This window comes from Rhodococcus sp. P4_C10 (assembly GCF_056402135.1).
Genome location: NZ_JBFUHZ010000007.1, coordinates 83,281 through 105,824 on the forward strand (window position 1 = coordinate 83,281; position 22,544 = coordinate 105,824).

The 22,544-nt window shown below is 70.2% G+C and carries 21 protein-coding genes and 4 pseudogenes; 15 read left to right on the forward strand and 10 right to left on the reverse strand.

The features are described from left to right. Window positions 1-22: 22 nt before the first annotated feature. Together AC1DWC_RS06085 and AC1DWC_RS06090 are read left to right on the forward strand one after the other, a co-directional pair. Window positions 23-2,914 (forward strand): UPF0182 family protein, encoded by a 2,892-nt coding sequence (locus tag AC1DWC_RS06085; protein ID WP_477906612.1) that lies wholly within the window; start codon window positions 23-25, stop codon window positions 2,912-2,914. Between the two features lie 90 nt (window positions 2,915-3,004). Then, window positions 3,005-3,187: pseudogene (locus AC1DWC_RS06090) on the forward strand (radical SAM family heme chaperone HemW); the annotation flags it as partial. Between the two features lie 88 nt (window positions 3,188-3,275). On the opposite strand, the gene AC1DWC_RS06095 reads toward AC1DWC_RS06090, so the two are convergent. Next, window positions 3,276-3,575: a hypothetical protein gene (locus AC1DWC_RS06095; protein ID WP_477906613.1), complete on the reverse strand. Its 300-nt coding sequence runs from the start codon at window positions 3,573-3,575 to the stop codon at window positions 3,276-3,278. Between the two features lie 249 nt (window positions 3,576-3,824). Continuing rightward, window positions 3,825-4,864, reverse strand: a pseudogene (locus tag AC1DWC_RS06100) (aldehyde dehydrogenase family protein). Between the two features lie 106 nt (window positions 4,865-4,970). Here AC1DWC_RS06100 and AC1DWC_RS06105 point away from each other — a divergent pair. The 3 genes from AC1DWC_RS06105 to AC1DWC_RS06115 all read left to right on the forward strand — a co-directional run bounded on the left by AC1DWC_RS06105 (window position 4,971) and on the right by AC1DWC_RS06115 (window position 7,788). Continuing rightward, window positions 4,971-5,975: an AraC family transcriptional regulator gene (locus tag AC1DWC_RS06105; protein ID WP_477840381.1), complete on the forward strand. Its 1,005-nt coding sequence runs from the start codon at window positions 4,971-4,973 to the stop codon at window positions 5,973-5,975. Between the two features lie 193 nt (window positions 5,976-6,168). Beyond that, complete coding sequence (locus AC1DWC_RS06110) at window positions 6,169-7,569, forward strand: WS/DGAT/MGAT family O-acyltransferase (protein ID WP_477906614.1); 1,401 nt, start codon at window positions 6,169-6,171, stop codon at window positions 7,567-7,569. A gap of 18 nt (window positions 7,570-7,587) precedes the next feature. Then, window positions 7,588-7,788: a hypothetical protein gene (locus tag AC1DWC_RS06115; protein WP_477906615.1), complete on the forward strand. Its 201-nt coding sequence runs from the start codon at window positions 7,588-7,590 to the stop codon at window positions 7,786-7,788. A gap of 19 nt (window positions 7,789-7,807) precedes the next feature. Here AC1DWC_RS06115 and AC1DWC_RS06120 read toward each other — a convergent pair whose 3' ends face one another. Further along, window positions 7,808-8,053, reverse strand: coding sequence for a hypothetical protein (locus AC1DWC_RS06120; protein WP_477906616.1), 246 nt, complete (start codon window positions 8,051-8,053; stop codon window positions 7,808-7,810). 180 nt (window positions 8,054-8,233) lie between these two features. Beyond that, entirely contained in the window at window positions 8,234-8,536 is a 303-nt protein-coding gene (locus AC1DWC_RS06125) for a type II toxin-antitoxin system VapB family antitoxin (RefSeq protein WP_477840374.1), read from the reverse strand. Between the two features lie 206 nt (window positions 8,537-8,742). Between AC1DWC_RS06125 and hrcA the strand changes: the two genes are divergently transcribed. The 4 genes from hrcA to AC1DWC_RS06145 all read left to right on the forward strand — a co-directional run bounded on the left by hrcA (window position 8,743) and on the right by AC1DWC_RS06145 (window position 12,608). Beyond that, the gene (gene hrcA / locus AC1DWC_RS06130) at window positions 8,743-9,777 is read left to right on the forward strand and encodes a heat-inducible transcriptional repressor HrcA (protein WP_072845873.1); all 1,035 of its coding nucleotides are present in this window, start codon (window positions 8,743-8,745) and stop codon (window positions 9,775-9,777) included. Between the two features lie 98 nt (window positions 9,778-9,875). After that, complete coding sequence (gene dnaJ, locus AC1DWC_RS06135; RefSeq protein WP_072845899.1) at window positions 9,876-11,030, forward strand: molecular chaperone DnaJ; 1,155 nt, start codon at window positions 9,876-9,878, stop codon at window positions 11,028-11,030. A gap of 37 nt (window positions 11,031-11,067) precedes the next feature. Continuing rightward, window positions 11,068-11,832 carry a 16S rRNA (uracil(1498)-N(3))-methyltransferase gene (locus AC1DWC_RS06140; RefSeq protein WP_477906617.1) on the forward strand — a complete coding sequence of 255 codons (765 nt, stop codon included), beginning with the start codon at window positions 11,068-11,070 and terminating at the stop codon, window positions 11,830-11,832. Between the two features lie 2 nt (window positions 11,833-11,834). Beyond that, complete coding sequence (locus AC1DWC_RS06145; protein WP_477906618.1) at window positions 11,835-12,608, forward strand: alpha/beta hydrolase family protein; 774 nt, start codon at window positions 11,835-11,837, stop codon at window positions 12,606-12,608. A gap of 23 nt (window positions 12,609-12,631) precedes the next feature. Here the strand turns inward: AC1DWC_RS06145 and AC1DWC_RS06150 are convergent, their stop codons facing one another. Then, window positions 12,632-13,492, reverse strand: a complete 861-nt coding sequence (locus AC1DWC_RS06150) for an SMP-30/gluconolactonase/LRE family protein (RefSeq protein ID WP_477906619.1) — start codon at window positions 13,490-13,492, stop codon at window positions 12,632-12,634. 216 nt (window positions 13,493-13,708) lie between these two features. Here AC1DWC_RS06150 and AC1DWC_RS06155 point away from each other — a divergent pair, with 216 nt between their 5' ends. Further along, window positions 13,709-15,208 (forward strand): flavin-containing monooxygenase, encoded by a 1,500-nt coding sequence (locus AC1DWC_RS06155; RefSeq protein ID WP_477906620.1) that lies wholly within the window; start codon window positions 13,709-13,711, stop codon window positions 15,206-15,208. A gap of 180 nt (window positions 15,209-15,388) precedes the next feature. On the opposite strand, the pseudogene AC1DWC_RS06160 reads toward AC1DWC_RS06155, so the two are convergent. The 5 genes and pseudogenes from AC1DWC_RS06160 to AC1DWC_RS06180 all read right to left on the reverse strand — a co-directional run. Continuing rightward, window positions 15,389-15,523, reverse strand: a pseudogene (locus AC1DWC_RS06160) (N-formylglutamate amidohydrolase); the annotation flags it as partial. 43 nt (window positions 15,524-15,566) lie between these two features. After that, window positions 15,567-15,839, reverse strand: a complete 273-nt coding sequence (locus tag AC1DWC_RS06165; RefSeq protein ID WP_477906679.1) for a putative quinol monooxygenase — start codon at window positions 15,837-15,839, stop codon at window positions 15,567-15,569. 8 nt (window positions 15,840-15,847) lie between these two features. Further along, a complete protein-coding gene (locus AC1DWC_RS06170) occupies window positions 15,848-16,585 on the reverse strand; it encodes a DMP19 family protein (RefSeq protein WP_477906621.1) in 738 nt (245 codons plus the stop codon). Beyond that, window positions 16,578-17,252 carry a GyrI-like domain-containing protein gene (locus tag AC1DWC_RS06175; protein ID WP_477906680.1) on the reverse strand — a complete coding sequence of 225 codons (675 nt, stop codon included), beginning with the start codon at window positions 17,250-17,252 and terminating at the stop codon, window positions 16,578-16,580. Before AC1DWC_RS06175 ends, AC1DWC_RS06170 begins: the two co-directional genes overlap by 8 nt. A gap of 297 nt (window positions 17,253-17,549) precedes the next feature. Further along, window positions 17,550-17,786: pseudogene (locus tag AC1DWC_RS06180) on the reverse strand (PadR family transcriptional regulator); the annotation flags it as partial. A gap of 273 nt (window positions 17,787-18,059) precedes the next feature. On the opposite strand from AC1DWC_RS06180, the gene AC1DWC_RS06185 reads away from it, so the two are divergent. The 5 genes from AC1DWC_RS06185 (at window position 18,060) to era (ending at window position 22,438) form a co-directional block, all read left to right on the forward strand. Beyond that, window positions 18,060-19,142: a PhoH family protein gene (locus AC1DWC_RS06185; protein ID WP_477906622.1), complete on the forward strand. Its 1,083-nt coding sequence runs from the start codon at window positions 18,060-18,062 to the stop codon at window positions 19,140-19,142. 64 nt (window positions 19,143-19,206) lie between these two features. Continuing rightward, on the forward strand, window positions 19,207-19,749 hold the full coding sequence (ybeY, locus tag AC1DWC_RS06190; RefSeq protein WP_072845864.1) for an rRNA maturation RNase YbeY: 543 nt from the start codon (window positions 19,207-19,209) through the stop codon (window positions 19,747-19,749). 49 nt (window positions 19,750-19,798) lie between these two features. Beyond that, a complete protein-coding gene (locus AC1DWC_RS06195) occupies window positions 19,799-21,121 on the forward strand; it encodes a hemolysin family protein (RefSeq protein ID WP_477906623.1) in 1,323 nt (440 codons plus the stop codon). Next, window positions 21,114-21,521, forward strand: coding sequence for a cytidine deaminase (locus AC1DWC_RS06200; protein ID WP_477840356.1), 408 nt, complete (start codon window positions 21,114-21,116; stop codon window positions 21,519-21,521). Before AC1DWC_RS06195 ends, AC1DWC_RS06200 begins: the two co-directional genes overlap by 8 nt. Then, window positions 21,518-22,438: a GTPase Era gene (gene era, locus AC1DWC_RS06205; RefSeq protein WP_477906624.1), complete on the forward strand. Its 921-nt coding sequence runs from the start codon at window positions 21,518-21,520 to the stop codon at window positions 22,436-22,438. Before AC1DWC_RS06200 ends, era begins: the two co-directional genes overlap by 4 nt. Window positions 22,439-22,544: the final 106 nt, after the last annotated feature.

The following is a 22,544-nucleotide window of genomic DNA, read 5'->3' on the forward strand; positions in this document are numbered from 1 at the left end:
GGGACGCGGTCAGGAAGTGGGTATGGCACCCGCGGAAGATCCACGTACGCCGTCGCGGCCGGTGCTCTCGCGCCGCGGCCGTTGGCTGCTCTTGACCTCGGTGGTGCTGGTGGCGGCGCTGTTCGTCGTCCCCGTGCTGGTGGACGTCTACACCGACTGGCTGTGGTTCGGGGAGGTCGGGTACCGCTCGGTCTGGTCGTCCGTGCTGATCACCCGACTGCTGCTGTTCGTGGCGGTGACGGTGCTCGTCACAGGCGTACTGGTGGCGACGGTGCTGGCGGCGTACCGGACTCGGCCGCTGATGGTGCCCCGGGCCGAGCCGGACGACCCGATCGAGGTGGTCCGGGCCGTCGTCGCGCGCCGGCCGCGGGTGTTCGCCCTGTGGGTCCCGGTGACCGTCGGCGTGCTGTGCGGGCTGATCGCGCAGTCGAACTGGATGGCGGTGCGGCTCTTCCTGCACGGCGGGGCATTCGGCGTCACCGACCCGCAGTTCGGGCTGGACGTCGGGTTCTACGTCTTCGACCTGCCGTTCTACCGGTCCGTGCTGAACTGGCTGTTCGTCGCTGTCTTCCTGGCGCTGCTGGCCGCGCTGCTCGCGCACTACGTGCTCGGCGGGATTCGGTTGTCCGGCAACGGCAGCCGCGTCGGCCGCCCCGCCCGCATCCAGTGCGCGGTGCTGGTGGGAACCTTCATACTGCTCAAGGCCGTTGCGTACTGGCTGGATCGGTACGCGCTGCTGTCGAGCGGACGCAAGGAGCCGACGTTCACCGGCGGCGGCTACACCGACATCAACGCGGTGTTGCCGGCCCGGCTGATCCTCGTCGCCATCGCGGTGATCTGCGCGGGGGCGTTCTTTGCGGCGGTGGTGATGCGGGACCTGCGGATCCCGGCGATGGCCGCGATTCTCCTGGTGGTCAGCTCGGTCCTGGTCGGGGCCCTGCTGCCGTTGGGCGTCGAGCAGTTCGTGGTCCGGCCGAACGCCGCCGACCTGGAGCGGGTCTACATCGAGCGCAATATCGCCGCCACCCGGCAGGCGTACGGGATCGGTCTCGACAAGGTCGAGTACCGGGACTACCCGGGCATCGGGTCCGCCGCTCCGCGCGACGTGCCCGCGGACGTGACGACCATCGCGAACGCCCGACTGCTGGACCCGAACGTGCTCTCGCGCACCTTCGTCCAGCAACAGCAGCTCAAGAACTTCTACAGCTTCCCGCCGACGCTGGACCTGGACCGGTACGTCGTCGCCGGCCGGCTGCGCGACTACGTCGTCGCCGCGCGGGAGCTGACCCCGCGTCACCTCACCGGAAACCAGACTCAGTGGGTGAACCGGCGCACCGTCTACACCCATGGCAACGGCTTCGTCGCCGCGCCCGCGAACCAGGTCAACGCCGCCGTGCTTGACGCCGCGGGGGACTCGTCGAGCAGCAACAGTGGGTACCCGGTGTACGCGGTCAGCGACCTCGCCACCCAGGCCGCCGGGCACCAGGTGATCCCGGTGGAGCAGCCGCGAATCTACTTCGGCGAGGTGATCGCGCAGGACGACCCCGACTATGCCGTCGTCGGCGGGCCCACGGGCTCGGGGCCGCGCGAGTACGACACCGACACCTCCACGTACACCTACGCGGGGTCGGGCGGGGTGAACATCGGAAACTGGTTCAACCGCGTGGCGTTCGCGGTGAAGTATGCCGAACGCAACATTCTGTTCTCGAAGGCGATCGGGCCGGAGTCGAAGATCCTCTACAACCGGGCGCCGGCCGACCGGGTGCACCGGGTGGCGCCGTGGCTGACCACCGACCACGACCCGTACCCGGCCGTGGTTGACGGGCGGATCGTGTGGATTGTGGACGCGTACACCACCGTCGACGGCTATCCGTACGCCCAGCGCAGTTCGCTCGATGCGCTGGTGGCCGGGGACCTGCCGGGGCAGCGGGGCCGCGAGGTCTCCTACCTCCGGAACTCGGTGAAGGCCACCGTCGACGCCTACGACGGCACCGTCACGCTGTATCAGGTGGACCGGCAGGATCCGGTGCTGGCCACGTGGATGCGGGCATTCCCGGGTACCGTCCAACCGGAGGAGGCGATCCCGGCCGGCGTGCGGGAGCACTTCCGGTATCCCGAGGACCTGTTCAAGATCCAGCGCGAGATGCTGGCCAAGTACCACGTCGACGATCCGCGGGACTTCTTCACCACCAATGCCTTCTGGTCGGTGCCGAGTGACCCGACCGTCGAGACGAACCCCTACCAGATGCCGTTCTACGTGCTCGTCGGGGACGAGGAGACAGCGCAGCCGTCGTTCCGGCTGGCGAGCGCGATGGTCGGGTTCAACCGGGAGTTCCTGTCCGCGTACATCTCCGCGCACGCGGACCCGGAGGACTACGGGAAGATCACCGTGCTGCGGCTGCCGACGGACACGCTGACCCAGGGGCCGCAGCAGATCCAGAACTCGATGATCTCCGACACTCGGGTGGCGTCGGAGCGGACGCTGCTCGAGCGGTCCAACCGGATCCAGTACGGCAACCTGCTGACGCTGCCGATCGCGGACGGTGGGGTGCTGTACGTGGAACCTCTGTTCACGGAACGGATTTCGACGGCGGGGAACACCTCGACGTTCCCGCAGTTGGCCCGGCTGCTGGTCGGCTACCGCGAGCCCGGAGCCACCGGCGGCGTCCGGGTAGGGTACGCGCCGACCCTCGCGGAGGCCCTGGACCAGGTGTTCGGGTCGGGCACCGGGCACGTCGCCACCGCGCCGGGTGGCGGCCCGGGTCCGCCCCCGCCCCAGCCGCCGACCGCAGTCGGTCCGGTCGCACCGCCGGCTCCGGACCGGGCCGAGCTCGATGCGGCGCTGACCCAGCTGCGCGAGGCGGTGGACCGGCTGCAGCGGGCCATCGACAACTACCCGACCGGTGGGCGGTAACGGTTGCGCAGGTTGCGGAACGACTGGGCGGCGGGCGGCGGCGTCGCGGTCGACGGTGACACCGCGGCCTGCCGGCACAACCTCGGCTAGCGGGTGATGCTGGCGCTGCGGCTGCGCACCGGGCTGCCGGTGACGGACCTGGACGCCGGCGAACTCGCCGCCGCCGAGCAGGCGGTCGAGGACGGGCTGCTGGTGCGCGGCGGCGGCTGCCTGGTGCTCACCGACCGCGGCAGGCTGCTCGCCGACGGCGTCATCCGCGGCATCCTGAGCTGAACCCTCAGTACGCAACTCCGCCCGCCCGGGAATCCTGGGCGGGCGGGGGTTGCGGCCGACTGGCTGCGGCCTCGAACTGACGGGGAGCTCAGGAAGACTCGCTTCCCAGCAAGAAGTCGAGCAAAAGCTCCGTGTTGCTGGGACAGTGAATGCCGGAGCCGCCAACCGCAGAGCAGGGGCTGGGACCGATGTCGACGGAGCCTGTCGCCTGCCCGAGCGTTATCGCTAGGGCTGCCGGCAGATCGATGAGACTCAAGCGCTGGATGCCGCTCGCGCTGCCGGTGGCTTCCGCGGCCGACGCGGTGCCCCCACCGAGGGCCAGGCCGCCGCCGAGCAGAGCCGCGGTGACGAGGACGGACGCGCCACGGCGCGCCAGAGATCGAGACATGAGGTTCCTTCGTTCGAAGTGTGCTGGCTGGGTGTCCCACATCGGACGACCCCCGATCGGTCTGGGTAGGGCGAGTCAGCCCGGTCGGCAGTCGAATTCGGAAATCGGCGTCGTCGCAGGTCAACCCGCTAAACACAACCGGCACGGACTGCGGGTGGCGGAGCCGCTACCCGTACAGCCGCTCGATCTCCGCGTACTTCGTCTCGATCGGCTTGCGCCGGAGACGGGATCGGGTCTGGCCTCCGAGTGTCACCGACGGTTTCCGAAGAATCGGCGACGAACGTCGCGGGCGACGATCGCCCGCAGCAGGCGCGCCGCGACCCGCCCCAGGGAGGGCGTGTACGGGTACCAAAGCGGTTCGTTCGTCAGGGTGGGGAACCGGGGTGCGGTGACGGCCTGCACCCGGCAGTATTTGTGCAGGCCCGAGGCGCCGCCGAAGCGCGCGCCGATCCCGGAGCTCTTCCATCCGCCGTGCGGCAGGCCGAAGCAGAAGAGGTTGCTGAACATGTCGTTGACGTTCACCGCCCCGGCCTCGAGGCGGCGAGCGATGGCGTCCCCGCGGGAGCGGCTGCCGGTCCAGACGGTCGCGGACAGGCCGTAGACCGAGTCGTTGGCGACCCGAACGGTGGAGCCGGTGAACTGCACCATGTCGACGACGTCGACGACGGCCGCGCCGGTGCCCCCGCGGCCGGTGACGCAGGCCAGCACCGGCGGCGCGCCGATCTCGCGCCATCCGCGCGCCAGTTCGAGCGCGGACAGCGGGGTCACCTCGGACGGCTTGAGGATTACGGCGGCGCCGGTGAGCAGCGCGGGGATCACGTCCATGGCGGGCATCAGCAGCGGGAAGTTCCACGGCGTGATCACCCCGACCACCGGATGCGGGCGGTTGTCTTGCGCTGCGACTTGGTGACGCTGAACGCACCGGAGCTCGGGAGCTTCACGTCAGCCAGGTCGCGCGGCGCGCGGGCGGCGTAGAAGTTGATGATCTCGGCGATCACCGGCACCTCGAGCCCGGCCTCGGTCCGCGGCTTGCCGGTCTCCGACTGGAGCACATCCGCCAGGTGGATCTCGTTGTCCAGCAACCAGTCCCGTAGGGCGAAGAGCCACATCGCCCGGCCCTTGGGTCCGAGGGCCTCCCAGGCGGGCTGCTGGGCGCGGAGTTCGTCGACCACGTCGTCGACCGAGTCGGGCTCGGTGTCGGGGACCGAGCCGACCACCTCGCCGGTCGCCGGGCAGTGAACGGTCACGGGCGGTCGGCCGATCGTCGGGAGCCGCCGCGCTTGGCCGATTCGGCCAACAACCACGGGCGGTTTGGGTCAGCGGCACAAGTGGGCAGGTGATCCTGTGGGATCTGCTTCGGCCGGGCCGCGCGTAGCCTGGGTGTGGAGGCGAAAGATGCACGATAAATCGCCTGCAGCGGGTGCGCCCGAACCGACGCGCCGGGTGTTGGCATTTCACGCCCGAACCCTCGACGAAGCGCGCGCGGCCGTCGGTCGGAGGTACTACCCCCACCGGCTGTCCCAGCTCACCACGGATTCCGACCTCGACATGTCGCTACGCACTGTGCAGCTCGGTCCTGTGTCCGTGGGGCGGTTGTCGTACGGAGCGGACGTGAGCATCGACCTCGGCGAGTTGGAAAGTGCCTACCACGTGAGCATTCCGATATCGGGCGGCATCCAGTCGGAAGCTGGCGGAGAGTCCGATGTGGTCACCCACGGGCGTGCGTCCATCTACCTCCCGCATCGCTCCACCAGGATCACGCGATGGAGCGCGGACTGCGTCGTGTACGGCATCAAGTTCGACCGCGCCTACCTCGAGTCCGAGCTTCGCGCGCTACTCGGCCGGCCGGTCGGTAAACCGGTGACCTTCGACCCCGTGCTCGATCTGTCCCGCAAGTCGGGCGCAAGCTGGTTGGCGCTGGTTCGAACCCTCGCCGCGGAACTCGACGACGACAGCAGCCTGCTCTACAACGAGCTGGTTTCGAGCCGGCTGGTGGATGCCGTGACCACCGGTTTGCTGCTCACGGCGACTCACGACAGCCGTGAGCTCCTCGACTCGCCCGCACACGCGGCCCGCCCGCGCACAATCAGCCGGGCCATCGATGCGATCCACGCGCATCCCGAGGAGCCGTGGACCGTCAGCGGGCTGGCGCGGCTGGTGGGTGTCAGCGTGCGCACCCTGCAGGACGGATTCCAGCGGTACGTCGGGGTCTCGCCACTGGCCTATCTTCGCGATGTGCGGCTCGAGCGGGCCCATGATGACCTGATCCAGGCAGACCCGTCCGACGTCGCGGTCACCGATGTGGCCTACCGCTGGGGATTCCAGCACCTCGGCCGTTTCGCTATCGACTACCGAAAGCGGTACGGGCAACCGCCGTCGAAGACCCTCACCACGACGTAGCCCGGCCCGAAACCCTGCGCGCTCGAAGTACCTGCGCAATCGGGACATCCCCCGCGCTTCGGGGACAGTCTTCAGCCGCTGCTGCACCTAGCGTTGGTCCCATCGTTGCCGCTGGACAAAATCCAGAACACGCCCCCCTCGGCTCCACGACCCGCGTGATCGTCCGGGTGCGGGCACATGGAAAGGCCGAACCTTGCTGCTGCCGATGGCGCCGACCGATTCGATGTTCCTGCTCGGCGAGTCTCGTGACCATCCGATGCATGTCGGGGGGCTCGCGCTGTTCGCTCCGCCGGATCGCGCCGATGGGTGCGATGTGCGGGCACTGCTCGATTCGTCCTTGGGTCGGGGCGATGTCGCGCCGCTGTTGCGTAAACGCGCCCGTCGGTCGGTGACCTCGCTGGGGCAGTGGGGCTGGGAGACGGATGTCGACGTCGACCTCGGGTACCACGTGCGTCGCGATGCCCTGCCGCGCCCCGGCGGGATCACCGAACTGCTGGAGCTGGTCTCCCGCCTGCACGCCGTGTTGCTGGACCGAAGCAGGCCGCTGTGGGAGATGCACCTCATCGAGGGCCTCGCTGACGGCCGCTTCGCGGTCTACACGAAGATCCACCACGCCCTCGCGGACGGCGTGTCGGCGATGAAGCTGCTGCGCCGTGGGCTCAGCACGGACCCGGCACGGCGGGAGATGCCCGCGCCATGGGAGCCGCTGGTGCGCGAGCGCAGCGCGCTGAGACTCGTCTCGGACCAGCAGGCGGGCGGTCCCGGACCGCTCGGCGTGCCTGCCACCGCGCTGCGTGTCGCTCGCGGCGCGCTCGGTGAGCTGGGAGGCCTCGTGCCCGCGCTCGTTGGCACCGTCGACCGGGCCTTGCACGGGCGTGGCGGATCGCTCTCGCTCTCTGCGCCCGGGTCGATGCTCAACGTGCCGATCGGTGGGGCCCGACGGTTTGCGGTGCGCTCCTGGCCGATCGAACGGCTACGGCTGGTCGCCAAGCATGCCGAGGCGACCATAAACGACGTGGTGCTCGCGATGTGCTCAGGGGCGCTGCGCGGCTACCTGGGCGACCTCGAGGCGCTGCCCGCCGACCCGCTGATCGCGATGGTGCCGGTCTCGCTGCGTGGCGAGCAGCGGGAGGGCAAGGCAGGCAACGAGATCGGGGTGCTGATGTGCAATCTCGCCACCGACCTCGCCGACCCGGCGAACCGCCTCGCGACCGTGACGGCCTCCATGCGCGAGGGCAAACAGGCACTGCGGGCGATGAGCTCGGCGCAGGCCCTGGCGATGAGTGCGCTCGGGGCCGCGCCGCTCGCACTGGGCATGTTCGGAATGGGCGGGCCGATCCGCCCGCCGAACGTGATGATCTCCAACGTTCCCGGGCCGGCTGAGCCTCTGTACTGGAACGGCGCCCGTCTGACCGCGCTGTATCCGCTGTCGATCCCGGTAGATGGACAGGCCCTCAACATCACCTGCACCAGTACCGATGACGAGATCGCGTTCGGGCTGACCGGCTGCCGGCGAACGGTGCCGCTACTGCAGCCGCTGCTCGGTCACCTCGACGACGAACTCTGCGCCCTCGAAAAGACCGTCGGCCTGTAGGCCGGGACAGGAGATCACATGAACCGCCCAGCAGCCGACCGGGCCCCCGTCCCCGCCGAACCGTCGACCTCCCGACTCCGATCGTCGCCGGTCATCGCGCTCGGCTCCGGGATCTTGGCCTGCGCGCCCGCATTGATCGTGACCGGGTCCGTTGTCCTGTGCGCGCTCGTGGCTTTGTTCACCGTCGCCTGTGTCGGTTTCGCCGCCCTGATGATCTGACGCGACCAACGCCGGGGCGTCACGCCTGGCGCTTGCCGCAACCGGGAATCCGGTCGGTGAACCGGGCCAGTCGCCCGGCGTCGCGAGCCAGCACCTCGGCGTCGCGCGCGACGATCGCGGCGCTGCCGTCGATGCCCTGCGCGCTCACCGCGATCCGCTCGGCGCTCTCGGCGATCTGCCGGGCGGTCACCAGCAACTCGGAGAGGTCGTCGAGGGCGGGGCCGAGCCGATCGATGAGCGCACCGAGTTGCTGCGCCCGGTCCACGATCGGGCGAACGCGTCGAAGACGCCGCGGGCCATGGCGAGGGTCGTCATGAACTGACGCTCCAGGTCGCGGAGTTCGCCGAACCCGCGCGTGAGCACACGTTCCGGCAGCATGATTGCGCTGGCGATGCTGATGGTGGCTCCTCGCGTCGAGAGGCGGCGGACAAGGCCTGCGGTCGCGTCAGCGGATCGCGTCGTAGTCGAAGACCCGGGCGTGCAGCACGACGCGGTTGCGCAGCGCCGAGCGGACCGCCCGGTGCAGGCCGTCCTCGAGGTAGATCACGCCGTCCCACTGGACCGCGTGCGGGAACAGGTCGCCGTAGAAGGTGGAGTCCTCGGACAGCAGCCGGTCCAGCTCGAGCACCTTGGTGGTGGTGACGATCTCGTCCAGGCGCACCTGGCGCGGTGGGATCTTCGACCAGTCACGGACCGACAACCCGTGCTCGGGGTATGGCTTGCCGTCCCTCACGCCCTTGAAAATCATCGATGCATCCGTAGCGGTAGTCGGTGGTGTGCCGTCGGGCACTTGTCTGTGTCGCGCAGCCACCCACAGTAAGGCCTCCACGGGGCGGTCGTGACCGGCTACTAGAGTGGTTACTGACAGCGGGGTGTGCGCACCCCTGCTACACAGGGACGACTGTCGTCGCCGGGAATCCGGCGGTGTGATCCGGGAAACGGAGGTGAGCCGGCGTGTCGAGTACCGAGGACCGACGATTCGAGGTGCTGCGGGCGATCGTCGCCGACTACGTCGCCACCCAGGAGCCGATCGGCTCGAAGGCACTCGTGGAGCGGCACAACCTCGGGGTGTCCAGCGCGACCATCCGCAACGACATGGCGGTGCTCGAGGCCGAGGGCTACATCGCCCAGCCGCACACCAGCTCCGGCCGCGTGCCCACCGACAAGGGCTACCGGCAGTTCGTCGACCGGATCGCCGACGTCAAGCCGCTCTCGCCGGCCGAGCGCCGGGCCATCCTCGAGTTCCTCGAGTCCGGCGTCGACCTGGACGACGTGCTCCGGCGCGGCGTCCGGCTGCTGGCGCAGCTGACCCGCCAGGTCGCCGTCGTGCAGTACCCGACGCTGTCGGCGTCGTCGGTGCGGCACCTCGAGGTGGTCGCGCTGACCCCGGCCCGGCTGCTGCTGGTGCTGATCACCGACTCCGGCCGGGTGGACCAGCGGATCGTCGAACTGGGCGACACCATCGACGACGAGAACCTGGCCCGGCTGCGGGACCTGCTCGGCGGCGCCCTGGAGGGCAAGAAGCTCGCGGCGGCGTCCATCGCCGTCTCGGAGCTGGCGGCCGACGCCCCCGACCACCTGCGCAACGCGGTGGTGCGGTCGGCGACCGTGCTGATCGAGACCCTCGTCGAGCACCCGGAGGAGCGGCTGGTGCTCGGCGGCACCGCGAACCTGACGCGCAACGCCGCCGACTTCACCGGCTTCCCCGGCTCGATGCGCTCCGTCCTCGAGGCGCTCGAGGAGCAGGTGATCGTGCTCAAGCTGCTGGCCGCGACCGGCGACGCCGGCACCGTGACCGTCCGGATCGGCGAGGAGACGCAGGTCGAGGAGATCCGCGGCACCTCCGTCATCACCACCGGCTACGGCACCGCGAGCACCCGCTTCGGCGGCGTGGGTGTGCTGGGCCCCACCCGGATGGACTACCCGGGAACAATCGCCTCGGTGGCCGCGGTTGCCAGGTACATCGGCGAGGTGCTCGCCGAGCGTTGAACCACGCGCGGACTTCGCGCGTTCCGGGCCCGGTCGGGCCCGCTTACTGACCGATATTTCTTCATGCTGATCAACCAACGAGGGTGAGAGACGAGAACGTGGCACGGGACTACTACGGATTGCTGGGAGTCGGATCCAAGGCGACCGACCAGGAGATCAAGCGGGCGTACCGCAAGCTGGCCCGGGAGCTGCATCCCGACGTCAACCCCGACGAGTCCGCGCAGGCCCGGTTCAAGGACATCTCGACCGCCTACGAGGTGCTCTCCGACCCGGAGAAGCGGCGCATCGTCGACCTCGGCGGCGACCCGCTCGCGCAGGGCGGCGGCGGGGGTGCCGGCGGCTTCGGTGGTGCCGGCTTCGGCGGCGGTCTCGGCGACGTGTTCGAGGCGTTCTTCGGCGGCGGTGGCGGCGCCGCCCGTGGCCCACGCGGCCGCGTCCAGCCCGGCGCGGACTCGCTGCTGCGCACCAAGCTGACGCTCGACGAATGCGCGACGGGCGTGACCAAGCACATCACCGTCGACACCGCGATCCTGTGCGACAGCTGCACCGGCTCCGGCACCAACGGCGACTCCAAGCCCGTCACCTGCGAGACCTGCGCCGGCGCCGGCGAGGTGCAGTCGGTGCAGCGTTCGTTCCTCGGTCAGGTGATGACGTCGCGGCCGTGCCCCACCTGCCGCGGCGCGGGCGAGACCATCCCCGACCCCTGCCACAAGTGCGGCGGCGACGGCCGGGTCCGGGCCCGCCGCGACATCGCGGTGAAGGTCCCGGTCGGCGTGAGCAGCGGCATGCGGATCCGGCTGGCGTCGCAGGGCGAGGTCGGTCCCGGCGGCGGACCGTCCGGCGACCTGTACGTCGAGATCAGCGAGCAGCCGCACGAGACCTTCGTGCGCGACGGCGAGGACCTGCACTGCACCATCCGGGTGCCGATGGCCGACGCCGCGCTGGGCACCAAGGTCGTCGTCGACACCATCCTCGACGGGCCGACGGAGATCGACATCCCCGCGGGCACCCAGCCCGGCACGGTCGAGTCGGTGCGCGGGCACGGCATGCCGAAGCTGCGCTCCGGCGTGCGCGGCGACCTGCACGCCCACCTCGAGGTCGTGGTGCCCTCGCGCCTGGACGGCAAGCAGGCCGCGGCGTTGCGCGAGTTCAAGGACCTGCGCGACAAGGACCACGCCGAGGTCGTGACCACCGGTTCGCAGCACAACGGCGGTCTCTTCTCCCGGCTGCGGGACGCGTTCAGTGGCCGCTGACCGACGGATGCCGGCCGCACAGGGCGGGGTCTGACCGATGGCCGCGACCGTCTTCTACCTGGACCCGCTGCCCGCTGCCGGTCAGCCGGCGGTGCTCGACGGCAAGGAGGGCAGGCACGCCGCCACGGTGCGCCGCATCCGGGTCGGTGAGCACCTGGTGCTCTCCGACGGCCACGGCGGCATCGCACGGGCCGTGGTGGTCGCGGTCGGCAAGGACCGGCTCGACCTCGAGGTCGGCGAACGCGACAGCCTGCCGCCCGCGACGCCGACGGTGACGCTGGTGCAGGCGCTGCCGAAGGCCGAGCGCTCCGAGCTGGCCGTCGAACTGGCCACCGAGGCCGGCGTCGACACCATCGTGCCGTGGCAGTCCGCGCGCTGCGTGGCCCGCTGGGAGGGGCCGAAGGCGGACAAGGGCGTCGCCCGCTGGCGCGCGGTGGCGGTTGCCGCGGCGAAACAGTCACGGCGCGCACACATTCCGGAGGTCACCGAGCTGCACCGCACCGCCGCCGTGGTCGAGCTGGTGCGCCGCGTCACGGCGTCCGGCGGGGTGGTGGGGGTGCTGCACGAGTCGGCCACCACCGCGCTCGCCGGGCTGGAGCTGGCGGACGTGGCGGAAGTGGTGCTGGTGGTCGGCCCGGAGGGCGGCCTGGACGGCTCGGAGGTCGAGGCGCTGACGGCGGCCGGCGCGGTCGCGGTGCGGCTGGGCCCGACGGTGCTGCGGACCTCGACGGCGGCCGCGGTGGCGCTCGGTGCGCTCGGCGTGCTGACCGACCGCTGGTCCGCGCGGCCCCTGCAGGACTAGCGGTGCCCCGCCAACGCGTCGACTACGGACCCGAGCCGCAGCAGTTCGGGCACCTGTACCTGCCCTCCGTCCCGGTCGCCGAGCCGGTGCCGGTGGTGATGCTCGTGCACGGCGGCTACTGGAGCGCCGACTTCCACCTGAACCTGGCGACCGCCCTCGCGATCGAACTGTCCCGGCTCGGGGTGGCGTCGTGGAACGTCGAGTACCGCCGGGTCGGCGCCGGTGGCGGCTGGGAGCAGACCAGTGCCGACATCGAGGCCGCGCTGGCCGCGGTCGGCGGCGTGCTGCCCGGCCTGTCGCCGATCCCGCTCGACCTCGGCAACGTCCGGGTCGTCGGGCACTCCGCGGGCGCGCAGCTGGCGTTGTGGGTTGCCGGGCAACGGGATTCCCCGATCCGCCCCGAGCGGGTCGTCACGCAGGCGGGTGCGATGGACCTGGCCGCGCGGGCGGCCGGTCGCACCGCCGGTGCCGCCCTGGCGGCGTTCTTCGGCGCCCGGTACGAGGACGCGCCGGAGCTCTATCGCGACGCCTCGCCCGTGTACCGGGTCCCGATCGGCGTCCCGGCGGTCTGCATCCACGGCGCGGAGGACATCCAGGTGCCCGCCGCCGCCAGCCGCGCGTACCGGGACGCCGCGGCGGCGGCCGGGGACACGGTGGCGTTCTGGGAGGTGCCGGGCGAGGGGCACAACGACTTCCTCTCCCGCGGTTCCCGCAGCTGGGACCTCACCCTGCGGGCGCTGCTCGACGACGATCCCTGGTCGGCGCCGCCGCAGTGACACAGGCCGGGCGCCGACGCGAGTCAGGCCCCCGGCCACCCGGCCCCCGGCGCCGGCGCGGGGGTGCTGACGACGGTGCCGTCCCAGGCCGTGTGGTCCGTGAAGCGCTCGGCCCCGGGCCACCGCGCCGCGACGACGAAGAGGGTGGCGCCGTCCGCCCCGCCGAGCGCGCAGGCGAACGCGCCCCGGTCGAGTTGCACCCGGTCGAGCACCTGACCGCCCTCCGCGACCCGCACGCAGCACCGGTCGCCGACGTCCGCGTACCAGGCGGCGCCCTCGCCGTCGAGGCAGATGCCGTCCGGTGAGTGGTTGCCGACGTCGGCCCACACGCGGCGGTTCGTCAGCGAAGCGTCGGCCGCGATGTCGAAGGCGGTCAGCCGGTGACGGTAGGACTCGGCGACGACGAGCGTGGCGTTGTCGGCAGTGACCGCCATGCCGTTCGGAAAGGCCAGGTCGTCGGCGGCCACGCGGGCGCGCCCGTCCGTCGAGACCAGTGCCACGAATCCCGGCGCGGACTCACCCGCGGGAGGCCCCGCGGCGAAGTCGAAGTTGACGTTGTTGACGTAGGTGTTGCCCCGGCCGTCGACGACGATGTCGTTGCTGCCGTACGGCGACAGCGCCGACAGGTCCGCGTAGCGCGTGAGGGCCCGGTCCGGGGACAGGCGGAGCAGCGCCCGCTCGGGGCCCGAGGCGAGCACCGGTGCCCCGTCGGGCAGGAAGTCGAAGCACAGTGGCAACGACCGATGCTCGACCACGGCCTCGATCCGGCCCGCCGGGTCGATCGCGTGGATCACCCCGGCCGTCCAGTCCGCGAACCACAGCCGGCCGTCGTGCCAGCGTGGGGATTCCAGCTGGCCGAAACCGTTCGCCAGTGTCTGCATCATTCGCATGATCCGCCTCCGGTTGTCGTTCAGGGGAGGTAGACGTCTCGAGCGGGCGAAACTCATCGGTGCGAGGCCGCCTGGCGACGAGAGGTGACTCGCCCCGATGGGCTGCGGGACTGGACGAGCTGCGGGCCTGAGCTCTGCACCCGGCCGGGGGGGTTACGTGTTGACTAGTATTGACACGGCTCGACGAGCAAGAGCGGAGGACGCCACGCGATGCGAACAGAACCGACCGCCGACCACGTCGACGTCTTGATCATCGGGGCCGGACTCTCCGGAATCGGCGCCGCGCATCATCTGCAGGAGAACTTCCCGGACAAGACCTACACGATCCTGGAATCGCGCGAGAGCATCGGCGGCACCTGGGACCTGTTCCGCTACCCGGGGATCCGGTCCGACTCCGACATGTACACCCTCGGTTACCGGTTCCGGCCGTGGACCGGGGGCAAGGCGATCGCCGACGGCCCGTCGATCCTGCAGTACATCCGGGACACCGCCGCAGACGCGGGGATCGACCGCAACATCCGCTTCCGGCACCAGGTGACTCGGATCGCGTGGTCGAGTGCGGACAGTCGGTGGACCGTCGACGCCCGGCGCAGCGACACCGGGGGACGGGTCACGCTCACCGCCGGTTTCGTCATGACCTGCAGCGGCTACTACCGCTACGACGAGGGGTACACGCCGGACTTCGCGGGTGTCGATCAGTTCGCGGGCCGGGTCGTCCACCCCCAGCACTGGCCCGAGGACCTCGACTGCGCCGGCAAGCGGGTGGTCGTCATCGGCAGCGGTGCGACCGCCGTCACGTTGGGGCCCGCCCTGGCGGAACTGGGTGCGCGGGTGACGATCCTGCAGCGTTCACCCACCTACATCGTGGCCATGCCGGCGAAGGACGCCATGGCCTCGGCGCTGCGCCGGGTGCTGCCCACCCGCGCCGCCTACGCGGTGGCCCGGGCCAAGAACATCACCCGCTCGGTGGCGGTCTACGAGCTGTGCCAACGGTTCCCGCGGGCCGCGCGGGCGCTGATCCGGCGGGCCCAGGTCGGCCGGGTGGGTGAGGGTTTCGACATCGAAACCCATCTCTCGCCGCGGTACGACCCGTGGGACCAGCGTCTGTGCCTGGTCCCCGACGGTGACCTGTTCCGCGCCCTACGGCGCGGCGACGTCGAGATCGAGACCGACCACATCGTCACCTTCACCGAATTCGGTCTCACGTTGCGGTCGGGTAAGCGGCTACCGGCGGACATCGTCGTGACCGCGACGGGCCTGAACCTGATCGCGTTCGGCGGCATCGAGATCGTCGTCGACGGCGACACGGTGTCGCTCCCGGAGACCATGGCCTACAAGGGCATGATGCTCAGCGGGGTACCGAATTTCGCGTTCGTCGTCGGGTACACCAACGCGTCGTGGACCCTCAAGGCGGACCTGGTGTGCGAGTACGTCGTTCGCCTGCTGGGCCACATGGACGCCGGCGGCTACGCGTCCTGCGTGCCGCGCCGTGACCCCGCGGTGGGAGAGGAGCCGTTCCTCGACTTCGCCGCCGGGTACGTGCTGCGCACGGTCGACAGTTTCCCCAAGCAGGGCGACGCGGCGCCGTGGCGGCTGCGGATGAACTTCTTCCGCGACCTGGTCACGTTGCGTCACGGTTCGGTTGCGGACTCGATGAGCTTCGCGTCCGCAGGAGACCCGGCGGGGGATTCGGTGGGCCGCATCCCCTAGTACTGCAACGACAGCAGTCAGAGGTGCTGGAGTGGTCGACAGGGTTCACCGCGTTCTGTGCGCGGTTCGTAGTAGGCGGCGAAGAAGGGCGTCTTGATTATGAGAGATTTGAAGAGATCAAACAGCAAGGAAATCGCTGGCCGCGTGTTCACCACCCCACGGGACGCCGGCATGCGGGTACGGCTCGGCACGCAGTCGCGAACCAGCGCAGGTGCGGGTGTAGACGGCGCCGCGGCCGAACGCGGTGGTCGGCTCGCCGTCGTCCGGGAACCGCTCCGGATCCACGACCAGCCGCGAGAGCTGGTTGACCACGACCACCAGACCAGGGGTCATCGGCAGGTGCTGGTGACCTGCCGGCCTAGAAGACCTGGTTGTAGATGAGTGCTGGTGCAGCCCGTTCGAGCTGGTCCAGTTCCCCGACAATGGACACGAAGTGGGACGTCCTGGTGTGCGCGTCGAGGTGCTCCTGAGATTCCCACTCCTCGACCAACATCAGTTCTCGTGGATCGTCCTCCCGTTGCAGGAGTTCATAGCTCGTGCAACCAGGTTCCTTCCGCGTCTCCGTCACCAGCCGGTCGTACAGCGCGAGAACCCTGTCGAGGTGTTCGGCCGGCACGGTGCTTCCTACCATCACTCTGATCAACGCCTGTGCTCCATCTGCTCTGCGCCAACGGCTACCGCGCGGGTTTGAAAAACTCGGTCATTGCGCGCCTCGTGTGATCGTCGTGTGCTTTTCGTGTGCTCATCGTGCGTGCCGGCGCCGTAGTGCTGCACGACGAGCCGCGCGAGCCGGTCGGGGTACTCCCAGAAGGCCTCGTCCAGCTCCTGCAGCCGGTCATGGTCGGACTCGGTGAGCAGACCTGGAAGGTCGGCGGGTGAGACGGCCTCGTCGGCGTACGGCTCGATCACCGCATGCATCCTGCGGACGAGCTCTGCGGCCCGGCATGCACCGATCAGCTCGAGTGCGGCGACGGCGGTGAGATGGTTGCGCACGCCCCAGTTGCCGAAGAACTGCAAGAACCCGCCGTTGTTGACGTCGGCCTCCAGCCGCCACAGCGCGACCAGCTCGTGGTCACGCTGCGACAGGGCGTCCACGTCCCAGCCGGCCTGCTGCACGCGACCGAGCGCGGCCTCGTAGAGCCGGTCTTGGAGGATGTCCCAGATGCTCACCATGCCCTCGTCGTCGGGTTCCCAGAGCTCCGGCCAGTTCACACCGTGCCCGTCGTCGGCGTGCACCCAGCGGGTGCGCTCGGCGGGTGCCGCCTTCTCGACCCGGATGTACCGCACAATCGGCGTCGTCACCACGTCGCCGCTCGCGAGGGTCAGGACGACGTCTGTGTCGGTGAAGGTGACCTCGGCGATGCGGAGGTCATTCATCCGGCGACGCCTCTCGCGCGTCACCGCTCCCACCCGACGGTGACACGGGCTGTGCGGACCGGACGGGTTGACGGAGGATCGTCCGGAGCTTCGCCGGAACCGTCCTGCGGGCGTCACTGAGATAGATCTCGTGGTGATCGCCGTTGAAGGTCAGTTCGTGCTCGGGCATGAACTCGTCGTGCAGCCGGGCCAGGGTGGGTGCCTCGTCGTCGTAGGGGCCGAGGTGCAGGATCTGCACGCTCCGCCCCTCGGCGAGGGTGATCGGGCGCAGCCGGTCCAGGGCGGGTAGATCCTTCTTGGCGCCCGCCTCTGCGCGCGCCCGCTCGATGTCGGCCGCGGTGATCCACTCGGGCTGCACGATCATCATCGTCCAGTCCCAACCGTCCTTGTCGCGGGTGACGAAGCTGCGCATGTCGGAGGCGCGCCACAGACCTTCGAGCGGTCCGACCACGAAGTCTCGGCCGCCTGCGTTCTTGCTGGCGAACTTGATCGCGTACGCGGTGGCGTACAGCGCCTCGACGGCGGCGGTGTGCTCGGACGACGTGTTCGGGTCGCCGTGCCCGTCGACGGCGATGTAGGTCAGCTCCGGGACGTCGACGAGTGCGAACGCCTTCGCGTTCGGTGCGTAGAGCTGCTTGTGCGCCTTCTTGATGTCGTACTTGTCCATGCCGGCGGCTTTCTGTCGGGAGACGAGATCCTCGGTCCACTGAATGTCGGCCAGGATCATTGCCTCGCTGTAACGGAAGAGTGCGGCCGCGTGGTCGGGGAGCGGCGACTGCGCCCGCGACCGTTCGCGCAGCGCGTCGAGCTGCGCCCGGAGGCGCGCGGCCCGACGGCGAAGCCGATCCGTCACCTCCGGCGTGCCGAGGTCCGGGCTGTTGGCGATGCCGACGAGGACCCTCGCCCGGATCGGTGTGAGGGTGTCGACGGCGTCGAGCGTCTGGGCCGCCGCCAGCGAGTGACCTTCGTCGGTGAGCCGGTAGGTCGCACGCCGCGAACGGGGCTCGTCCGCGGACTCCGGCTCGACAAGGCCTCTGCGAGAGAGCTTGTCGAGGAGGTAGTAGATCGAGGAGAACCCCAACGAGGTCCACTCCCGCATGCCTCGGTCCTCGATCACGCGGTCGAGGTCGTAGCCGTGCCGGGGGCGCTCACTCAGGAGGCCGAGCAGGGTCAGCTCGGCATCCGTCAGATGGTCGGTCACGGGACTACTCTAGCGCTAGAGTAATCGTGGGGTTCGAGATCCGGTCTCGAGCGGTCCGTGGCCGAGCACGAAGTGGAATTAGCGGGCGAGGCGGCGGTGGTCGACCAGGCGCGGGCGTGGATCCGGGATGCCGGGGGCGGGCGGTTGCCCGCGGCGGGTCCCGGCCGGGTGAACTCGGTGGGTGGCCGCGTGGACCCGCGATAGACTGCAGGCACAGGCATTCGTCGAGTCAGGGAAGCAGGCCGAAGCCAACACGTGAGTGCAGACAGCGAAATGGGTGAGACCACGGTGACCTCGGCGTCGACGCCGGACGGGAGCCGGGACCGCCCGGCACACCGTACGGTCCGCTCCAGCATGGAGATCGACCCCGAAATTGCGCTCCCGTTGCTCGGCTCCGCGGACGAGAACCTCAAGGCTCTCGAGCGGGCACTCACCGCGGACATCCACGTGCGCGGCAACACCATCACCCTCACCGGCACCAGCGCGGACGTCGCCCTGGCCGAGCGGGCGATCGGCGAACTGGCCGTCCTCGTCGCCCGCGGCCAGTCGCTGACGCCGGACGCGGTGCGGCGCAGCGTCGGGATGCTCACCGACGGCATGGGGGAGTCCCCGGCCGAGGTGCTCAGCCTCGACATCCTGTCCCGGCGCGGCAAGACCATCCGGCCCAAGACGGTCAACCAGAAGCGCTACGTGGACGCGATCGACGCGAACACCATCGTGTTCGGCATCGGCCCGGCCGGCACCGGCAAGACGTACCTGGCCATGGCCAAGGCCGTGCAGGCGCTGCAGTCCAAGAACGTCAGCCGCATCATCCTGACCCGGCCCGCGGTCGAGGCGGGCGAGCGGCTCGGCTTCCTGCCCGGCACCCTGCACGAGAAGATCGACCCGTACCTGCGGCCGCTGCACGACGCGCTGCACGACATGATGGATCCCGAGGCCATCCCGAAGCTGATGCAGGCCGGGGTGATCGAGGTGGCGCCGCTGGCGTACATGCGCGGACGCACCCTCAACGACGCGTTCATCATCCTCGACGAGGCGCAGAACACCACCGCCGAGCAGATGAAGATGTTCCTGACCCGGCTGGGTTTCGGCTCGAAGATCGTGGTCACCGGCGACGTCACCCAGGTGGACCTGCCCGGCGGCGCCCGCTCCGGCCTGCGCGCGGCCAGTGAGATCCTCACCGACATCGACGACATCCACTTCGCGGAGCTGACCAGCGCCGACGTGGTCCGGCACCGGCTGGTCTCCGACATCGTCGACGCCTACGAGCGCTTCGAGGCCGAGCGCGTCGACGAGGTGACGCTCGGCAACCGGGCGCACCGGCGGTCGGCGTCGGCCCGCTCGCAGCGGCGCTAGTGCCGCCCCGTCCGTTGGACCCCACCACCGTCACCCACGCGGCCGCCCGAGGAGATCGACTGTCATGAGCATTGAGGTATCCAACGAGTCCGGGATCGACGTCTCCGAACCCGAGCTGATCAACGTCGCGCGGTTCGTCATCGCCCAGATGGACGTGCACCCGGCCGCCGAGCTGTCGATGGTCCTCGTCGACCTCGACACGATGGCCGAGCTGCACATGCGGTGGATGGACCTGCCCGGCCCCACCGACGTGATGTCGTTCCCGATGGACGAGCTCGAGCCCGGCGGACGGCCCGACGCGCCGGAGCCCGGCCCCGCCATGCTCGGCGACATCGTGCTGTGCCCGGCGTTCGCCGCCGACCAGGCCGCCAAGGCCGGTCACTCCACCGCGCACGAGCTGGCGCTGCTCACCGTGCACGGCGTCCTGCACCTGCTCGGCTACGACCACGCCGAGCCGGAGGAGGAGAAGGAGATGTTCGCGCTGCAGAACAGCCTGCTCGCCGACTGGTACGAGGACCTGGCCCGCGCCGAGCGGGAGGCCGAGCTGGCCGCCCGCGACCAGCGGCTGCTCGGCAAGACCGGGTTTGTCGACGGCCCCCAGCAGTGAGGCGGTGCCTACCGTGGAGTTCGGCGAACCCGGCGAGCCGTGAGTGTCCGTGACCGGTGACATCGGGCTGATCCTGCTGGCCGTCGTCCTCGTCCTGGTCGGCGGCCTGTTCGCGGCCGTCGACTCGGCGCTCAACACGGTCTCCCGCGCCCGCGTGGAGGAGATGGTCAAGGACGGCCGCCCGGGTGCGCAGCGGCTGCTGGCCGTCGTCTCGGACCGTCCGCGGTACGTGAACCTGGTGGTGCTGCTGCGGATCGCCGCGGAGATCTGCGCCACCGTGCTGCTGGCCGCCGCGCTGCTGGACCTGCTCAGCCGCGGCTGGGCGCTGGTGATCTCGGCGGTGGTGATGATCCTGGTCAACTACGTGGCGATCGGCGTCGGACCGCGGACCGTGGGCCGTCAGCACGCGTACTCGATCGCGCTGGTCGGGGCGATGCCCCTGCAGGCGCTGGCGGTGCTGCTCAGCCCGATCAGCCGGCTGCTGATCCTGCTCGGCAACGCGCTGACCCCGGGCAAGGGCTTCCGCAACGGCCCGTTCGCCTCCGAGATCGAGCTGCTCGAGCTCGTCGACCTGGCGCAGGAACGCGGCGTGGTGGCCGACGAGGAACGCCGGATGATCCAGTCCGTCTTCGAACTCGGCGACACCCCGGCCCGCGAGGTGATGGTGCCGCGCACCGAGATGGTGTGGATCGAGGCGGACAAGTCGGCCGGCCAGGCCACGTCGCTGGCGGTGCGCAGCGGCCACTCCCGGATCCCGGTGATCGGCGAGAACGTCGACGACGTGCTCGGCGTGGTGTACCTCAAGGACCTGGTGGCGCGGACCTACCACTCCACCGACGGCGGCGGCGGCGTCACCGTCGAGGAGGTGATGCGGCCACCGGTGTTCGTGCCGGACTCCAAGCCGCTCGACAGCCTGCTCGCCGAGATGCAGCGCGACCGCAACCACATGGCGCTGCTGGTCGACGAGTACGGCGGCATCGCCGGGCTGGTGACCATCGAGGACGTGATCGAGGAGATCGTCGGCGAGATCGCCGACGAGTACGACACCGACGAGACGCCGCCGGTGGAGACGCTCGGCGACGGACGCTTCCGGGTGTCCGCGCGGCTGCCCGTCGAGGACCTCGGCGAACTGTTCGACATCGAGATCGACGACGACGAGGTCGAGACCGTCGGCGGGCTGCTCGGCTACGAACTCGGCCGGGTGCCGTTGCCCGGCTCCGAGGTGAACACCCACGGGCTGGCGCTGCGTGCCGAGGGCGGCGGCGACCCGCGTGGCCGGGTCCGGATCAACACCGTGCTGGCGTGGCGCCTGCCGGAACCGGACGACGAACCGGGCGGACGGACCGAGACCGGGAGGGGCCGACATGAGTGACCAACTCGCCGAGGAGGACGCCAAGCTGGTGGTCCTGGCCCGCGCCGCCATGGGCCGCACCGGCGGGCGGCAGGGCGCCGCGGTGCGGGACCTCGACGGCCGCACCTACGCCGCCGGTCCGGTCTCGCTCGACGCACTGACCCTCACCGCGCTGCAGGCGGCGGTGGTCGCGGCGCTGTCGAGCGGCGCGCAGGGCTTCGAGGCCGCCGCCGTGGTCGACGCCGACCTGACCGGCACCGCCCAGGAGATCGTCGAGGCCGTCTGGAACGCCGAACCCGGCGTGCTCGCCCTCACCGAGGTGACCACGACCGTCAAACTCATCGCCGCCCGCGCCGACGGGTCGGCACCGCACGTCATGGGCTGGACGCCCGACAGCCCTACCGATGGAGAACAACTGTGAGTACTGAGACCGAATTCCGTTCCGGCTTCGTCTGTTTCGTCGGCCGGCCGAACACCGGCAAGTCGACGCTGACCAACGCGCTGGTCGGCAGCAAGATCGCGATCACCTCGTCGCGGCCGCAGACCACCCGGCACACCATCCGCGGCATCGTGCACCGCGAGAACTCGCAGCTGATCCTGGTCGACACCCCCGGCCTGCACCGGCCGCGGACGCTGCTCGGTCAGCGGCTCAACGACCTGGTGCGCGACACCTACTCGGAGGTCGACGCGATCGGCCTGTGCATCCCCGCCGACGAGAAGATCGGTCCCGGCGACCGCTGGATCCTCGACCAGGTGCGGCAGATGGCGCCCAAGACCACGCTGATCGGCATCGTCACCAAGATCGACAAGGTGAGCCGGGAGAAGGTCGCCGAGCAGCTGCTGGCGCTGTCGAAGCTGCTGGGCCCGGACTGCGAGGTGGTGCCGGTCTCGGCCGCGTCGGGGGAGCAGGTCGAGGTCGTCGTGGACCTGCTCGCGTCGAAGATGGATCCCGGGCCGGCGTTCTACCCGGACGGGGAGCTCACCGACGAGCCCGAGGAGACGCTGATGGCGGAGCTGATCCGCGAGGCCGCGCTCGAGGGCCTGGGCGACGAGCTGCCGCACTCGCTGGCCGTCGTCATCGAGGAGATCATCCCGCGCGAGGGCCGCACCGAGAAGCAGGGCGAACTGCTCGACGTGCACGCGCTGCTCTACGTGGAGCGGCCCAGCCAGAAGGGCATCGTGATCGGCAAGGGCGGCGTCCGGCTGCGCGAGGTCGGCACCAAGGCCCGCACCCAGATCGAGAAGCTGCTCGGCACCCGCGTGTTCCTGGAGCTGCACGTGAAGGTCGCCAAGGACTGGCAGCGCGACCCGAAGCAGCTGGGCCGCTTGGGCTTCTAGGCGGCTGCGCCGCCCGTGAGTGGTTGACGGGTCCACGGACTCTCACATCTGGGTAGACATCTCGTGTCTCACATGTCCCCAGACTGAACAGGGTCCACGGACCCGT

Coding starts and splice junctions, on each gene's coding strand:
- AC1DWC_RS06085 (WP_477906612.1), top strand. CDS start 23: ATGGCACCCGCGGAAGATCCACGTACGCCGTCGCGGCCGGTGCTCTCG.
- AC1DWC_RS06095 (WP_477906613.1), bottom strand. CDS start 3,575: ATGTCTCGATCTCTGGCGCGCCGTGGCGCGTCCGTCCTCGTCACCGCG.
- AC1DWC_RS06105 (WP_477840381.1), top strand. CDS start 4,971: ATGCACGATAAATCGCCTGCAGCGGGTGCGCCCGAACCGACGCGCCGG.
- AC1DWC_RS06115 (WP_477906615.1), top strand. CDS start 7,588: ATGAACCGCCCAGCAGCCGACCGGGCCCCCGTCCCCGCCGAACCGTCG.
- AC1DWC_RS06125 (WP_477840374.1), bottom strand. CDS start 8,536: ATGATTTTCAAGGGCGTGAGGGACGGCAAGCCATACCCCGAGCACGGG.
- AC1DWC_RS06140 (WP_477906617.1), top strand. CDS start 11,068: ATGGCCGCGACCGTCTTCTACCTGGACCCGCTGCCCGCTGCCGGTCAG.
- AC1DWC_RS06150 (WP_477906619.1), bottom strand. CDS start 13,492: ATGATGCAGACACTGGCGAACGGTTTCGGCCAGCTGGAATCCCCACGC.
- AC1DWC_RS06155 (WP_477906620.1), top strand. CDS start 13,709: ATGCGAACAGAACCGACCGCCGACCACGTCGACGTCTTGATCATCGGG.
- AC1DWC_RS06165 (WP_477906679.1), bottom strand. CDS start 15,839: ATGGTAGGAAGCACCGTGCCGGCCGAACACCTCGACAGGGTTCTCGCG.
- AC1DWC_RS06170 (WP_477906621.1), bottom strand. CDS start 16,585: ATGAATGACCTCCGCATCGCCGAGGTCACCTTCACCGACACAGACGTC.
- AC1DWC_RS06175 (WP_477906680.1), bottom strand. CDS start 17,252: ATGGACAAGTACGACATCAAGAAGGCGCACAAGCAGCTCTACGCACCG.
- AC1DWC_RS06185 (WP_477906622.1), top strand. CDS start 18,060: ATGGGTGAGACCACGGTGACCTCGGCGTCGACGCCGGACGGGAGCCGG.
- ybeY (WP_072845864.1), top strand. CDS start 19,207: ATGAGCATTGAGGTATCCAACGAGTCCGGGATCGACGTCTCCGAACCC.
- AC1DWC_RS06200 (WP_477840356.1), top strand. CDS start 21,114: ATGAGTGACCAACTCGCCGAGGAGGACGCCAAGCTGGTGGTCCTGGCC.